The organism is Methanosarcina soligelidi, assembly GCF_000744315.1.
Taxonomy (GTDB): domain Archaea; phylum Halobacteriota; class Methanosarcinia; order Methanosarcinales; family Methanosarcinaceae; genus Methanosarcina; species Methanosarcina mazei.
Map to the genome: position 1 here is coordinate 1 of NZ_JQLR01000001.1, position 16,241 is coordinate 16,241.

The 16,241-nt window shown below is 36.7% G+C and carries 12 protein-coding genes and 1 CRISPR repeat array; of the genes, 2 read left to right on the top strand and 10 right to left on the bottom strand.

Translation table 11 applies throughout. The features are described 5' to 3' along the window. The first annotated feature begins 22 nt into the window (after positions 1-22). A CRISPR array of direct repeats spans positions 23-3,111; the repeat unit is 37 nt; unit sequence GTTTCAATCCTTGTTTTAGTGGATCTTGCTCGCGAAT. 112 nt (positions 3,112-3,223) lie between these two features. The 8 genes from cas4 to M886_RS00040 form a co-directional block, all read right to left on the bottom strand. Then, positions 3,224-3,901 carry a CRISPR-associated protein Cas4 gene (gene cas4 / locus M886_RS00005; protein WP_080925742.1) on the bottom strand — a complete coding sequence of 226 codons (678 nt, stop codon included), beginning with the start codon at positions 3,899-3,901 and terminating at the stop codon, positions 3,224-3,226. 17 nt (positions 3,902-3,918) lie between these two features. After that, a complete protein-coding gene (cas2, locus tag M886_RS00010; RefSeq protein WP_048047733.1) occupies positions 3,919-4,209 on the bottom strand; it encodes a CRISPR-associated endonuclease Cas2 in 291 nt (96 codons plus the stop codon). Between the two features lie 64 nt (positions 4,210-4,273). Beyond that, positions 4,274-5,245, bottom strand: coding sequence for a CRISPR-associated endonuclease Cas1 (cas1, locus tag M886_RS00015; RefSeq protein ID WP_048047734.1), 972 nt, complete (start codon positions 5,243-5,245; stop codon positions 4,274-4,276). A gap of 79 nt (positions 5,246-5,324) precedes the next feature. Further along, complete coding sequence (cas3, locus tag M886_RS00020) at positions 5,325-7,808, bottom strand: CRISPR-associated helicase Cas3' (RefSeq protein ID WP_048047735.1); 2,484 nt, start codon at positions 7,806-7,808, stop codon at positions 5,325-5,327. Between the two features lie 2 nt (positions 7,809-7,810). Continuing rightward, positions 7,811-8,557 carry a CRISPR-associated protein Cas5 gene (gene cas5 / locus M886_RS00025; RefSeq protein ID WP_196296845.1) on the bottom strand — a complete coding sequence of 249 codons (747 nt, stop codon included), beginning with the start codon at positions 8,555-8,557 and terminating at the stop codon, positions 7,811-7,813. 11 nt (positions 8,558-8,568) lie between these two features. After that, positions 8,569-9,690, bottom strand: coding sequence for a type I-B CRISPR-associated protein Cas7/Cst2/DevR (gene cas7i, locus M886_RS00030; RefSeq protein ID WP_048047737.1), 1,122 nt, complete (start codon positions 9,688-9,690; stop codon positions 8,569-8,571). Beyond that, positions 9,680-11,392 carry a hypothetical protein gene (locus tag M886_RS00035; RefSeq protein ID WP_048047738.1) on the bottom strand — a complete coding sequence of 571 codons (1,713 nt, stop codon included), beginning with the start codon at positions 11,390-11,392 and terminating at the stop codon, positions 9,680-9,682. Before M886_RS00035 ends, cas7i begins: the two co-directional genes overlap by 11 nt. Beyond that, complete coding sequence (locus M886_RS00040) at positions 11,385-12,068, bottom strand: CRISPR-associated endonuclease Cas6 (protein ID WP_048047739.1); 684 nt, start codon at positions 12,066-12,068, stop codon at positions 11,385-11,387. The genes M886_RS00035 and M886_RS00040 overlap by 8 nt, the downstream gene beginning before the upstream one ends. Before the next feature lie 248 nt (positions 12,069-12,316). On the opposite strand from M886_RS00040, the gene csa3 reads away from it, so the two are divergent. Continuing rightward, the gene (csa3, locus tag M886_RS00045; protein ID WP_011032516.1) at positions 12,317-12,919 is read left to right on the top strand and encodes a CRISPR-associated CARF protein Csa3; all 603 of its coding nucleotides are present in this window, start codon (positions 12,317-12,319) and stop codon (positions 12,917-12,919) included. Between the two features lie 668 nt (positions 12,920-13,587). Here csa3 and M886_RS00050 read toward each other — a convergent pair. Further along, on the bottom strand, positions 13,588-14,307 hold the full coding sequence (locus M886_RS00050; protein ID WP_048050430.1) for a DNA alkylation repair protein: 720 nt from the start codon (positions 14,305-14,307) through the stop codon (positions 13,588-13,590). Between the two features lie 234 nt (positions 14,308-14,541). Here M886_RS00050 and M886_RS00055 point away from each other — a divergent pair, with 234 nt between their 5' ends. Further along, complete coding sequence (locus M886_RS00055) at positions 14,542-15,048, top strand: GNAT family N-acetyltransferase (protein WP_011032518.1); 507 nt, start codon at positions 14,542-14,544, stop codon at positions 15,046-15,048. A gap of 258 nt (positions 15,049-15,306) precedes the next feature. Here the strand turns inward: M886_RS00055 and M886_RS00060 are convergent, their stop codons facing one another. Beyond that, entirely contained in the window at positions 15,307-15,663 is a 357-nt protein-coding gene (locus M886_RS00060; RefSeq protein WP_011032519.1) for a hypothetical protein, read from the bottom strand. Positions 15,664-16,241: the final 578 nt, after the last annotated feature.

Sequence of the window (16,241 nt, forward strand, 5' to 3'; positions counted from 1 at the left end):
TCGTGCTGCACAGCATATGCAGGTTTCAATCCTTGTTTTAGTGGATCTTGCTCGCGAATTTTCTCATATTTATTTTAAGGCTATGCGTTTCTGAAGTTTCAATCCTTGTTTTAGTGGATCTTGCTCGCGAATGGGAACCCTGAGTTTATCACAATCGAAACTCTCAGTTTCAATCCTTGTTTTAGTGGATCTTGCTCGCGAATAACTATAATGAACCCGAAAATATTCAATCCTATGAAAAGTTTCAATCCTTGTTTTAGTGGATCTTGCTCGCGAATCGGATAAGCCGCCTGCAATGAATACAAGGACTGCCAGTTTCAATCCTTGTTTTAGTGGATCTTGCTCGCGAATAAAGATTTACCTGATCTGGACCTTCAAGGCGGGTTTTGTTTCAATCCTTGTTTTAGTGGATCTTGCTCGCGAATTCGATAAACTCCCTTAACTGCCAGTATCCAATTTATGTTTCAATCCTTGTTTTAGTGGATCTTGCTCGCGAATACAGTTCCCATAGATATTTTCAATTCCCCTCCAGGTTTCAATCCTTGTTTTAGTGGATCTTGCTCGCGAATTGAGTACGGTTGGATTATTACTCTCTACAGTATTTGGTTTCAATCCTTGTTTTAGTGGATCTTGCTCGCGAATAAGTTTTGCATGAGCCGGATAAAGAAGTCCTGCAGGTTTCAATCCTTGTTTTAGTGGATCTTGCTCGCGAATTTGAAATGCTGATGATTAGCGGCATTCCTGAGTATGTTTCAATCCTTGTTTTAGTGGATCTTGCTCGCGAATGTTGGTATGATGGAAATAACAGATTTAATGGATTTTTGTTTCAATCCTTGTTTTAGTGGATCTTGCTCGCGAATTCGAATACTGTACTATTATTAGATCCATTAAATCTATGTTTCAATCCTTGTTTTAGTGGATCTTGCTCGCGAATATGGGTTACTGACATGGTATCTAGGATACAGAATGTTTCAATCCTTGTTTTAGTGGATCTTGCTCGCGAATCAATCACTATGACCTTCCTCAAGCATGATATTATTTAGTTTCAATCCTTGTTTTAGTGGATCTTGCTCGCGAATCTTTCCACTTCTAAACTTCCTACACAAGTACTTATGTTTCAATCCTTGTTTTAGTGGATCTTGCTCGCGAATGCTTTGCATGAGCTGGATACAAGAGCCCCGCAGGTTTCAATCCTTGTTTTAGTGGATCTTGCTCGCGAATCCAGGCATCAGATGGAGCCCTCCCCATAATAGACTTGTTTCAATCCTTGTTTTAGTGGATCTTGCTCGCGAATCCTTACAGACCTCTTGGAAGCTGGGTATTCATAGAGGTTTCAATCCTTGTTTTAGTGGATCTTGCTCGCGAATCCAGATATCTGAAATCTGATAAACATAACAATTTTGTTTCAATCCTTGTTTTAGTGGATCTTGCTCGCGAATGATCTTGAGAAGTGGAAATTACCTGGCACTCATGAAGTTTCAATCCTTGTTTTAGTGGATCTTGCTCGCGAATGTATTTTTTTCAGATGAATCTATAGCTCCATCATTTTGTTTCAATCCTTGTTTTAGTGGATCTTGCTCGCGAATAAAGGAGCGAAAACATGCTACGTAAAATAATTAACTTCTTTTGTTTCAATCCTTGTTTTAGTGGATCTTGCTCGCGAATAGAAAATGAGAACCGGATTTTTGACGACGACATTGGTTTCAATCCTTGTTTTAGTGGATCTTGCTCGCGAATCGTCAGGAGTGAAATAGTAAGTATTCCAGATCCATTTTGTTTCAATCCTTGTTTTAGTGGATCTTGCTCGCGAATGCTGATTCCTTCGAGATTACTGCCGATTTTGAAAGTTTCAATCCTTGTTTTAGTGGATCTTGCTCGCGAATATGATTAAATTCTCATTCCGCCGCCTCTTGAAAGTTTCAATCCTTGTTTTAGTGGATCTTGCTCGCGAATCTTAAAGTCTTTGAGGTTAAACATTGTTATTCCTGTTTCAATCCTTGTTTTAGTGGATCTTGCTCGCGAATTTTTGATTTTCCCTTTTATATCTACTTGACTTTTTTTGTTTCAATCCTTGTTTTAGTGGATCTTGCTCGCGAATTTTAACGTGCTCCATGTATCCAGCTGTGTATTTTTGTTTCAATCCTTGTTTTAGTGGATCTTGCTCGCGAATGACATCACCTGCAGGAGTGATAAAATTTACAGATAGGGTTTCAATCCTTGTTTTAGTGGATCTTGCTCGCGAATCACTAATGAAATTAATTCCTATAGTCGCTATTCAGTTTCAATCCTTGTTTTAGTGGATCTTGCTCGCGAATCTCTAACGTAATCTACATCACAGAGTGCCATGACAGTTTCAATCCTTGTTTTAGTGGATCTTGCTCGCGAATCGGGGATCTTCTCGGGGATCTTCTAAGAGCTTCTGTTTCAATCCTTGTTTTAGTGGATCTTGCTCGCGAATTCTGTGCATATAGTCTTTAGAACATGGCTTAACTGTTTCAATCCTTGTTTTAGTGGATCTTGCTCGCGAATAAAAATGACTGAAGACAACGTAAACTATGAACTACTGTTTCAATCCTTGTTTTAGTGGATCTTGCTCGCGAATATTTAGGCACTCTCTAGTTGCCAGGGTAGACGGAGGTTTCAATCCTTGTTTTAGTGGATCTTGCTCGCGAATGACACAGAAGAGGCTTAACCATGCTAACTAAAGAGGTTTCAATCCTTGTTTTAGTGGATCTTGCTCGCGAATTTTGTGTGTATTATTTGCTCTCCGTTCATTACAGGTTTCAATCCTTGTTTTAGTGGATCTTGCTCGCGAATTCTGAAAGATTGTGACTTCCAGCATGTTCATATTGTTTCAATCCTTGTTTTAGTGGATCTTGCTCGCGAATATTGTTAAACAGAAATGCAATTGGATTTGATAATGATGTTTCAATCCTTGTTTTAGTGGATCTTGCTCGCGAATCCGTTGAGTTCCGAGGAATATACCTCGTCAGCCAGGCGATGTTTCAATCCTTGTTTTAGTGGATCTTGCTCGCGAATTGAAGCCCAGATAAGCTTTTTCCGGGCTTTGGGATGTTTCAATCCTTGTTTTAGTGGATCTTGCTCGCGAATAGGGCAAAAATTTCCGTTATTTGGCCAGAAAAGACCTGAAATGAGCCCTTTTTTGGGGTTAAAATTCTTACTGGAAAATTATCAAACCCTTTATAAATACAAGAAAAACTTCTCATACGCAGATATTCCGGTAACAGCAATCTACGCATTTTCTAGAAGATCTGGCTGTCTTGGGATATAAGCCTTTTTGAACGATATCGAGAATTTCCTCGATTATTTTCTCTGCTTTTTTGAAATCAGAAAGGCTGATCTCAATCTCTTTGACTAGACTATTGCTTCGAGTATAACAAATATATGCACGGTTTACTTCAATATTGTAATTTTCTCTAATTAAAAGTGCTTGCAAAACCATTTGAAACTTGTAAGTCTTAAAAAGCTTATCTTTGTATTCGGCAAATTTATATTCAAGAGGGGCAGCGGTTCCGTCTTCCAGAAATAGAACCTCGTCCACAATCCCTTTTATATGGTATTTTTTAGAGGCAATGAATATTTCGCTTTCTTTTCTAATACAATTCAGTTTCTTCCTGACGTAATCTCTATTGGTAAGTTTTCTTGTTTCATGGACTTCACGCCCCTTTAGAACCTTAAAGCGTTTCTCCTGATGCTGTGGGATATCAAGACAGTACATATAATAAATGAAGCGAGAACAAAACAAATATTCAAGCACATCTGAAATTGTGATTATTGTTTCAGTATCTGTATCAGTACCGATTTCATAATTCATTTCACTGCTGACTTCAGAGTCTGATTCAACTCCTTCTTCTCTTTCAATGACCTCAAAGTTTGCCATGATTCCTCAAAAAAATCTCAAAAGAATTTCGTTAACACTTCGTCACTGACAAGTTCCTTATCAAAAGCCTGACCGATAAGATGAACTTTTTTGAAAGATTGTTCATCCATCGGGAAGATGTACACAGAATCTTTATCTATATCAATCAGTTCTTCACATTCTAGAGCCAGAGAGTCTCTATCGTTTGTATTAAGGTCGCCCAGAAAAACGCTTTTCTGAACCCTGTAAAGCCCATAACTCTTACAACAGTCGCTGACTTTTTGACGGATTCTATTTTCTGTAATATCGTATATTACCCAGACAAGCATCCCAACATCCCTATTTCTTGCATTAAACCAAAATTAATTTACCAACTCATCAGCTCATACAATTTTATTTCCCTATCAGGCTGTTCGCAATTCTATGGCAGTCAAATTGGATTGTATTTCCAATTTTTATGTTTCTGCCACGGTAAGTTAGATCCTTATCAAAAGTTTCATTGATAGCCTGGATAAGGAAAGCTTTTCCTTCTTTATTGAGAGTCATTCCATTGGGGATCTTATCAAAGAAACTCTCTGAAACCTGTTTTTTTGAAAAAAGATGGAAAACTGTCCTGTCAATATAAATGCGATACATCTCAATAAGGTCGAAAACAAGAGATTTTTTATTATAGTCATCGGTATGATTGAAACCTACATAAGGATCAAGTCCAGCTATAATGCAGGCCTTTTCTACTTTGGAATACAAAACTCCATATCCATAATTCAAAAGACAATTAAATTCATCTTGAGCAGGATTTCTACTTCTTCCATTAAATTTCCATTTATCAGGCATAAGAGAGCTCAAAGCCTCAAAATAAGTCCTTGAAACCATACCTTCTATTCCCATTATTTTTCCACGCAACTCATCAAGAGTTCCTTCAAGTTCTTCAAGCTGGGATTTCAAACCTTCAATTCCAGAGATATAGTCATCAAATTCATCCTTCTGATCAGGTCTGTTCTTTTTAAGGTCTTTCAGAAATTGTACCTGGTTTTCAATCTTCTGCTCAACCCAGCTTTTTGCCAGCCGAAATCCTTCAGGCTTGTCCGAAATTTCAAGCTGCCTTCTTCTGATGTATGTTGTGCTCCCCAATTTCGAGTGCCATACCCTGCCGTAAGGGTTCCCGAAATTGTCCAGAAAAATAATATCAATATTACTTTCCACAGCAAATTTGATCGCATCGGTGGTAATAGTTGCAGAAGTAGTAATCAAAATACTATCAACTTTCTTTTCAGAAACCTCGAAAACTTTGTCATCATTTTTAACAAGGAAACAGTTGTTCTGCTTCTTCAAAAATGAGCCTCGTGTGTTGATTACAAGCTGCATCTTTTCACCGTTCCAAAACCGCGAGATCTGGATTTTTCAAAAATTATGGAAAGTATATTGAGTCAAATGTCTAAATAAATTAACAGAAGAGTGTATCATATCCTTTTCCTAATTTATTTTTGATGTTTTCTTCAAATGTTCCTCCTATTTCAGAGTTATAATTCATTTTCATTACCTTCCATTTATCATTGCTCTTATCACTTTTTGCATGTAGATACGCCCATAAAGGCATCTTCAAAAGATGTTCCATTATCACAAATTGGTTTTTGTTATTTATTTTAGTCCAACAGTCTTCAGGAACAACTTCGACAGTTTTATACGTTACAAAACGCGTATGAAGGTCCGTTTCAGGCAGATCTTGGATTGCTCCTATGTCATACATAACTTCTTCTAGAACCTGCCTCGTGTTTAGATATCTTAGATCATCGTCAAATTTTCTTCCTTTATATATGTTTTCAATCATGTGATTTAGATCTTTTTCAGTGAGCGCTGGATTTAAAGATACTTGATCTTGCAAAATATTGAGTGCTTTTTTTGTAATCTCAGGAGGATAAAAGTTCTCAGAGGCTTCATCTTGCTGAAACACGTAAATTTCTCCTTTTTCTTTACTTCTTTCACGATTAACTCTTCCAGCTCTTTGTATTATAGCCTCTAAAGGAGCACCATCTGTAAGGAGAACATCATAATCTAAATCCACACCACATTCAACAACCTGAGTTGCAACAAGTATATGTGGCCAAGACTGCTCTTTTTTGTCTTTGGACTTATCTTTTTCCAGTTTCTTTTCTTTTTCTCTTCTATCGTGGGAGATAAAACGAGAATGGAAGCACATTATGTTTTTATTTTCAAAGTAGTCCTTTGTTTTTAGCATTTCATAAATCTGTTGAGCTGTTTTTACCGTATTACATACAATTAAAACTCTCTTATTATTTTCAACAAAATTTTCAATATTTTTCATTAATAATTCCGTTTGTTTTTCATTTTCGGGCAGCAGTTTTGAAATAGTGTTCACATGGAAAATATTTCTTGATTCATCTAAAAGAGTTGTATCTTGTACCCGTATATTTTTTTCTGTACCAAGAAGCTTTGAAATAAAATAGATCAAATTTTCAGGCATAGTAGCACTCATAAAAAGCATTTTTGAGTAGTACCGAAGTTCTCGAGTAATTCTTTCCAAAAGTGCTAGCATGTGTCCATCGTAGGCATGAACTTCATCAAAGATTATTGCCCCACCAAAAATTTCTCCCATCAACACAGACCATCGCTTATTTCCATTAAATGCCAACGCAAGTAATTGGTCTACTGTTGTGACCATAATAGGTCTAAACATCATGCGGTTAAGAAGATGAGAATATTTTTCCTTATCTGTAGGGGTTAATTCATTTTTATCAAATTGTTCAGATTCGTAATTATCGGTTCGGTTTAGTATTTGGTACAAGAATGCGCTACTGTGAAGCAAGCCAACATTTTCTTCTCCAAAATATTTGACCATTCTTTCATATATACTATTAGTCAAAACCTGATTTGGAAGTACGTACAAAATTTTCCCATTTAAACTCTTATTTTTTAAAGCCCAAGCAATTGCTCCCTCTGTTTTTCCGGAACCAGTCGGAGCAATTGCTATTCCGTGACCTGAGATATCAGCTAATTCTCTCTGGAAGTCTTTTACTTTGAATATCACATCTGGCTGCTTTTTAACTTCAGTTTTAACTCTCTCCCAAAAATCATCTGTTGACAAGTTAATAGTATTATGAATTTCATTTTCAGGAGAAGTTATCCAGTATGAACCTTCCCAATCAGAGGCGACTAACAAGCTTTTTAATAAAGAGAATGTTTCTCTAATTTGCCCAATAATTGATGTATCTCCTTCTTCGGATAATATATCCTGAACTACAAGTGGCAAAGTATCGATCCTATCTTTTACGTTTCCTATTATGCTCATTCCATTTTTGAATATATCTTGCCACTCCACTTCAGGTAACTCAATGCCTTCTTTTTCAAATATGGATTTGGCCACTTCCATAACATAATTCCATTCGTTAATTCCATAACCGACTCTTTTCATCTCATTTGGATCATCGTATAATCTATCAAATTCTCTCCTAAAGACATCGGGATTTACCGGTTTATGGTGTCCAACTACGGCAAAAAATTCATATGAAAAATTGTTTTCGGTTCCCAATTTCCCAACTGACTCGTCAAAAAGAGAGGAAAAATAAGATGTAGCTATGGAGCTTATAATTTCATGCCGATATGGTTCAGCTTGATAGTCGGAGTTTGGTAAACTTATTTCATTATTGCACGTATCACAAAAGACATTAAAATTATTTTTTTTATAATTTAATTCAGCCATTGTTTTCTGGAAAGTCAATGAGGTTTTTCCAGCATCATGGAAGGCTACTGTTAATAGAGAAGCGATTTTGAATCTTTCAGGAGAATACCCATATCTTTCACACAGTAACTCGATAACTTCCTTCCTTTTATCATATGATTTCTTCCAGGATTTGTATACAGCTTCAACGTGACATGTGTAACATTGGTTCGGCTTTCCAAAATAAACCATGCTCAAATCTCCAATAAGGGAATATTTAAAGATCCACTACTGAAAAAACTAATTTTATCGTTACTTTCATTTTCAATGGCTACTTGAAAACCCTGGACATAATTTTTTATTTTTACTTCACGATTTCCTATAAAAGTAAAATCTCTATAATTGTCTGCTTTTCGTTCATAAGAAAATCCGTCTTTGAATTTGAAATTCACAGGTAATCGATAAAGCAAAGTACAAGGCCCTAGATCCGTTGGGTCTTCGACATCAAATAAGGTATCTTCAACATATATTGTAGGCGTTCCAGAAATTACAGTGTTACACAAAACCTTCAATTCTTCGGGTTCCTGTTCAATAGCATCATGGACAACTACATTGGCTAGATCCTCAGGTCTGCCGAGAGAGATTGGATAAACAGGGGTTTTAAAATATTTTTCACAGAACCGAATGATTTTTTCCTCGCCGTAAAAAATGATGTGGTATCTAGGCTTAAAGAGAATCTCCCTTTCTACCACATCTCTTTCAGAATTTTTAGTTGTTAACACTCGCCAGGTGTCATTGTACCGACTTTTGCTGGCTCCCGCTACACCTACTTTTAAGTTAAAATGCTTAAATAATTCCTGAGAGGTTTGCATATCCTTTCCGATCGCAGCTCCAAATATACCAACTATTGTAGTATATGAAGGAAGAGGAAGTGAGCGATGGTATTTATACATATGAGGCACTCGAAAACTAGCCGTTAACCCGCTCAATTCTATATGCAATAAATACATATTTACTCCTTAACAGGATCCATATTTTCATTTTTATTGCTAGGATTTTGCTCCTGATCTGTCCCAAAATGCAACTTGAGCCAACCATCAATAGTATCAAATGCTTCTTTCATGGACAAAATATTTATATCATCATATTTTTCTATAGGTTCTTCTATCAAGTCTTTTCTATACCCTACAACTAGATTTTGGATACCATCAGAAAAAGTTTCTTTTACACTTTCAATTGCTTCAACATTGATTTGATTTCTATCACTTTGTGACTCATCTAAAAGATTAGATTCTAAAAAGGGAGTTTTTGCACCTTTAACGTAAGCAGCAACCATAAGTTTTGGGGTGAGATCAATGAGCCAGTTACTATTACGTCCAGAAGGAGCAAGAAAACGAATAGCATCAACGAGAGCTTTGGCTCTATTATATTTTTCCTCATTATTTAACTCATTGTATTCGTATTTCCACAAGTTACATTTTTCACCTTTTCCATTTATTTCAACAAAATCATACTTTTCATTTACTTCGGGTAAATCTTTAATGTTTTTAATTTCTGCAACTTTTATTTTATCCTTAAGGAATCCGTCTCCTTTACCGATCCGGTCAAGTTCAACATAGAGACTAATTCTATACCATCCTCTGTGAACTTCGGTCTCATAAGGCATTGGATTACCTCCCGCTCTCAATCCTACCATATTAGAACCAAAATCAATATTATCCTCAAATTCACTCAAGGATAACAAAGGCGTCATTGAAACTACAGATTTGCGAATTCCATTTAGCTTATCTATATCAGTATTTCCTGTTTTCTTACTGCCAGCATTCATATATCCAAACAAGTCATCGTCGATATATTTCACAGGATCTCCTACAGTTCTTGCAGGTGCGGAATCTATTATTGGAGAAACAGTATGTCCTAAACCCTTTAGAGTATCTTTTAAGGATCTTTTCATAGCTTGAGCAGAAGCATAAGGATAATCAAGATATCCTTCTCTTATTTTTTTTATAACATTCAGGTTCTCAATTTCACTTCTGCCTCCACTAGGTGAAGCTATGCTTAGGTGTACAAGATAGGTTATTGCTAACCCCTTTGAGATTCTCGTTTCATCATTATTCATTTCATCAGTTGCCATTGGTTACAACCTCCCCGTCACTTTCACCTGCTTGATTTATTGCATCCCTTTTTGTACCACTAATCAAGCCATTTAACATGCCTGCAAGGAAGTAAACTCTGTAAACTTCAAAAACTTTGATATCTTCGGTACCATCTTCTTTATGAAAGATCATTTCCTTAGGAATCTCTTTAGATACTTTTTTGTAAGCGTGTCTCACCTGCTCTAGAAAACCAACCGGAGATGGAGACCTTTCTATGCGATAGTAATATCTTTTGAGAAGATTTTCTTTTTCATCATCATCCCATTCTTTTTTCGCCCAAAAATCTTGACTCAAAAACCAGCCTGAATTCTTTGCTTGTTCAACTATATTTGCCATAGTTACGTTCTCCTTTAGAAATAACCACTGATCATATTTCTGGAACAACATTAAAATCTGAAAAGCACTGTAAGAATCTGCATTACCTGTTTTCAAATTTGAAGAGAGAAGTGGTAGTAAAAACCTGTGAACGTGTTTCCCTTCCGTAATTGCATGGGAAGCCTTTAAAACTGAAGTTTTTTGAAGATAGTTTGATTTTGAGTCTGCCTTCCCAATAAATGAACGCACTCCACTTAATAAGTCTCCACCTTTTGTTAACTCAAACTCTTTTTTAATATGTGCAAACAATTTTATAAAATAAGCAGATTTATCGATCGTTGTCTCGCTTATAATGAAACTTTTTTTTCCAGAGTCCCTCTTTAAAAATAGTGCTGTTTGGAACACAGTACCATAATCATCTATTAAACCAATATTTTTAGACGACTGAAAAAGCCCGCCTACATTTTTTGGCAACAGTTTTTCGTAAAGATCAAAGTAAAAAGATAAAGAAAAAGACGAGATTCCCTTAGGAACAGAAGGGAAAAAGCTTTCGTAATTCATATTCTTATGATCTGTTCCTAAAACACGCGCTAAACCTCTTTTACCAGAGAGATTACGGTATAGTTTATACGTTGCTTGAAGATTTCCTGGGATATAAGGTAATGCATAATAGGTATCCCCTTTGCCCCCACTAACATTACTTTTATAAAACAATAATAATGGAGCGAAAAATGTAACATATCCACATTTCCAACATTTTTCTGAAACTTTATGTGATGAATGAAAACATTTATTAGAACTTTCTCCTTCTACAAAAGGAGAAGACTTTGAGGTATCCCCTATAAATACATCATTGGCATTTTTACCCAAGAAAAGTCCTGTGTCAATCAACTGACCACAAAAGATACAGTTTGAAGTAGGTATTTTTTTTGGTTTGAGAGGTAAAAAAATATTCTTTTTACCTATTTCTTCATTAATTTCCTCCCTAAAATATGTATTGCCGGAGGCCTGTTTTCCTTTTCCAGATGCAACTACTTCACCAGCAAGCGTGCTCTGTTTTTTGACTCTTCCATCTTCTACTGGGTTTGCTATTTGATCTTCAGACGATACATCGTAAAGTGTAGTTCTTACTTTTTCGAGGGCATGTGAAAGAGCCAGATCGATCTGCTTTTCACTTCCTTTAATTACAAGTTTATCTGGGTAAAGAGTTGCCTCTATTCCAGAATATTTTTTTATAGTTTGTGACCAACCACCAGTTGAATCGGGAAGCGAAACAGGCTTATTTAAAGAATCATAAAAACCGACAATTCCCACGTCAATCCAATAGTTGCAGGTTCTTTCAAATACTAACTCCATATCATCCATATTGGATCACTGTTCCATAACCTCTAGACACAAACTTTCCAATTCCGATATAATCAGGGATTTCAGTATTGCATTCAAACATTACATCAAAAGGAACAAAACTGAGATCATCTTTTATTTTGATTGGAATCCCTTCCCGCATCAGAATAAGATTTATTTCTAATTTATGTGAGACAGTTACTCCACACCACTTTGCAGCGGTAAGTATATGATTTATAAGTCCTTTTTCAATAGCTGCTCTTTTTTCTATATCGGAAAAGGACAAATACTCCTTTTGATTTTTTTGATTGAGTGCAATATAAGGAGATACGTTCCTATAATATTTTGATTCCGATTTTTGAAAACTCGACTGTTTTTTTGTTTTTGAAAACAGTTCAAGTTTTACCACAAATTGGTTCTTACCTAATGGCATATCGATTGTATGAGGCCACTGAAAAGACTGAGCAAAATCAGCACCCTCATCCAAAGCTAAAATAAAAACCTCATTATTTATTACCTTAAATTGAAAAGCAGCTCCTTTACTTCTGTAAATTGATTTCCCGTTGGGATAATGATTGTGAAATAATGGATGTTGATATGTGTCTACAAAGTATTGCCTCACTGAGCCAGAATAAATTTTAAAATTATTATTTAAGTTTAGTGGCTTATAATGTATTAGGTATAAATTTTCATTCATGAGTCTACACCATATTCATTGAAGAAAAATCATTACCTCATATATAGAAAGTATATTATAAATTGAATTAACGTTCTCAAATCCACCTGCTTTATTAATTAATTGCATTTTTTGAGGTATCATTATGTTATTGTATACATGTAATATATACTTACCTAATTATTAAGTATAAAGTTGACCTATTAGATCTATTAACGATATATAACGTAGTAAAACATATAACTAAATTAAACAATACTAATCCTCTAATGTCAAAGCTTACACTTATCTCTACAATCTATTCTCTTGAGCCTGTTATTATCTGCGTAACGCGCCTCTCTCCTTCAAAAATTATACTACTCTCCGAAGAAGGGGCAAATGATAAGAAAGTGCAATCTGAAGATATAATCGAAAAAACGTTCAAAAACGCGCTTGAAGTTGAGAAGAAATACACTGCCCTTTATGACACAGTCCGCGTAGCAAAAGACGTTGCTGAACTGATTGAAAAGGAACACGATAGAGGCAACCAGGTCATTGTAAATGTATCTGGAGGCAGAAAGCCGCAGGCTTTTGGGGCGCTTTTCGGGGCATATGCAAGAAATGATATGGTTCAGAGAGTTGTTTACGTCACCGAAGAAGACAGCATGATGATTGATTTTCCGGTCCTGAGCTTCAACCTATCGGAAACCAAGAAACTGATACTCGAAGAGATCCAGAAAGGGAACTCATCTGTCACCAAAATTGCAGCGACCGCCGGGATTTCTAAAGGGATGACTTACAACCATCTCAGGGAACTCAAATCGATGGGATATATCGCAGACGGGGACAGCGGATACATAATAACTGATGCAGGAAGAATTGCTTCCATTTAACTGCCTGAAGAGTAGAGAAATTAACCGAAAAGCTTGAGGAGCTTAAGACAGAGCTATCGCCTTTACCTTCTTTCTTACCTTCCTTCTTTCTTACCTTCCTTCTTTTACCTTCCTTCTTTTACCTTCCTTCTTTTACCTTCCTTCCTACTCCTCCCTTCAAACTTACTAAATTTTCACATTTTACTCAATACTTTGAAACAGATAATCTCATCCATACCTCGCCATCGGAGAAGGCAAAGAAAATTCAAATAAAGGCTCAATGTTCTTACTAAAAATTAGACAGTGATAAATATTTATCATGTCTGGGTAAAAAGAAAAAAATACTTGTGAAGACATTCATTTAATTGGCAGACAGACAAAGCTTTCACAGTTGGATCCGCCCGCAGACAAGACTGCTGGCAAAAATATATGGGAATAAAAACTAGGGAACACGGGGGAGAAAGGGGCTCAAGATGCTCTATGGGGATACTGCATCGGAAAAACTCCTGCTCCCTTAACTTCCTTTAAAACAGTGACCTGCTGTAAACTATACCTGCCGTAAGCTAAAATACCCTAAGTTCAGTTTTCAGCCATCAAAAATTCAACCATTTAACCCTTTCTTTAAAACGCTGCAATATCTCCCTTCACAGGGTTGTTAAGATTTTATTGTTTCCTTTTTTATTTTTTTTTCATTTTTTCATAGCTTCAGCCCGGAGGTCAGGAGGGAATTTTTCGATAGCGTACCTCAGGGAGGTCCTGGGCATTTCTTTTTTGTTTCTCATGACGTATTCGAAGACTTCCTGCTGGTGGGGCTTGCTGGCTTCTTTCAGCATCCAGCCGTAGCCTTTCCTGACCAGGTCGTCTTTATCTGTCAGGAGTATGTTTGCGATCGCAAAGACTTCGGGAAGAAAAAGGCCTTTTCTTGCAGGCAGGACAAGGGTTACGGCTGCTGCCCGCCTGAACCAGCGGTTGTCAGACTTCGCCCATGTCTTGAGGTTATCAACAAATTCAGGGAATTCTTCTATAAAAGAGCCAACCGCGTGGTTGCAGAGGGTATCGCATTTTGCCCAGTTGTTAACGTAATTTTCTATCCAGTGCTCAAAAACAGGGAAGTCGTCTTCTGTGTACTGCTCTCTTACCTGGTATGCCCAGTCGAAGGCAATATAGGCTTCCTCGCAGTAGTCTGATTTCAGGAACTCTTCAGCAAGGGAGAACACGTTCTTTTTATCCGCCTTGCCTGACTTCTGCATCTCCTTAAAATAGTCTTTTGCTATTTTTCCGACAATAGAAGTCTTTACTCCAAGACACTTTACTTCCTCTTTAAAAAAACGGGAAGAGCTATTTTTGGTTTTCTCATCAGCGTTTTCGCTGAGGTCCTTTCTAATCCTGGATGTTATATCGGCTTGCACAGTTCTATATTTAATCAAAGGTGTTACTTATATCTTATTTTTCGGCACGTTAGCTGGTCCGGATGGAAGCAGTAAAAAGGTAAAATAACGAGGCAGGAGTTTAACCGGGCCTCCAGAAGTTTAACAGAGTCCCCCAGGGGTTTAACAGGGCTCCCAGGGGTTTAACAGAGCCCCGGCTAAAAAATTGGAAAGGTGTCAAAAGCTTTATTCAGGAAGGAAGCTCAATTTTCCATCATGCTTCAAGTAAAAATTCGCCCTCAGGAGATTTTTGACGCAGAACGCTTTTTTGAAATATTCACTCATCTGGACTACCAGTTTATAGAAGTCCCCATAAAAACCCTTGAGGACGAAAAAAGGTTCCTGAAGCTTAACGAAGCGAAACGGAAAACTAATTTTGAGCATAACTATTCAATCCTTTTGGAAGAAAAACTTGTGGGAGGCTGCGGGATCAGGATTGACCAGCACAGGCCGTGGACAGGGGAAATCGGCTATTTTGTGGATAAGGCTTACCAGGGTATGGGCATTGCAACCGAAGCTGTAAGACAGCTTGAGAAAATCGGTTTTGACGAACTGAAACTGCAGAGAATAACTATCCTGATGGATGTAAGGAACACTGCAAGCGAGAAGATTGCAGTGAAATGCGGATACGAAAAAGAAGGCATAGCAAAAAAGATCCACAGGATAGGGCAGGAGTATTATGACTGCTTTGTGTATGCAAAAACCAGGCAAATAACAGAGTAGAGAGGTCTGCCGCAGAAAAAGATATTAGAGTGGTAAAAGAGGAGCTATTGGAGGAATTTTTAAGGACTGTAAGAGAGAATTTAAAGGGCTGTAAGAGAGCTTTAAAGGGATTTTAAAGGGACTTTTAAAGGGCTGTAAGAGAGAATTAAAGGGATTTTTGAAGGGATTTTAAAGGGACTTTTCAAGGGACTGGGAGACAACTATTAGAGGAGCTGTTGGAAGAGCTGCTAGAAGGAACTGTTGCCATTGGTGAAAGGGTCAGATCAGCCCGAGAGACTCTATAAGACTGCTTCCGTACCAGACCACCATGAGGTTATTTATAGTGACAAGAATGCCTACGGATTCTATTATTCGTTTTGTAAGCTCCCACCGCCCTTTTGATGCCTTAATTATTGGAGCTACGTAAAAGAGCAGAAGAATGAATGCGAATTTTATGAGCAGTAGATGGTAAATTCCGTAATTTTCCAGAATCATTGCAGGAACAGGGTTATATTCCGTACCGAATGGCAGTGCGTAAAAGGTAGACGCCCAGTCCCCTATCACATAAAAAAGGATGATAAAACGAATATCGTACAGATACGTCCAGAATGAATTCCTAGTGTAACTAACTTCCAACAAAAGTCCTCCCTAAAATACCCTTCTGTTTTTCAGTAGATGCGACTCTATTTTTTAGGGTTATATAAACATAAGAAACTAAGATAGAGACTTAGAAATTTTAGTAAAGAAAGAGTAAAGAGGATTAATAATATTTAAAGTGTTTATAAGCTGCCAAATACGAAATAAAGACATAAATAAACTTAAATTAGCAATAAAACAGTAAAATATTAATTTGACGGATATTTTTGAGAAATATTATAAAAAAGAGATAATTAATGGCTTTCAATCTCGTTTACCGTTAAAATTTAGACAGCATATCCAATACACAAACTAAGCTGGCTAAAATATATAGTTTCGTCACCAAATAAAGACTTTAAAGCTTTTTTCTATTCAGGATTTTATGTAAGATAAAAGGACTATCTGAGAGATAGAAAAGATTAAAAAGGGGAGCTTAAACCAAAAGGAACTCTCCGGCAAAAGATTTAATAATCCCGAAAAATCCAGAGACATCACTGATGTTAACCGGAAATATATAAACCGAAAACATATGAGCTGGAAACTAATGAACCGAAAAAATATAAGCCGGATATATGAGT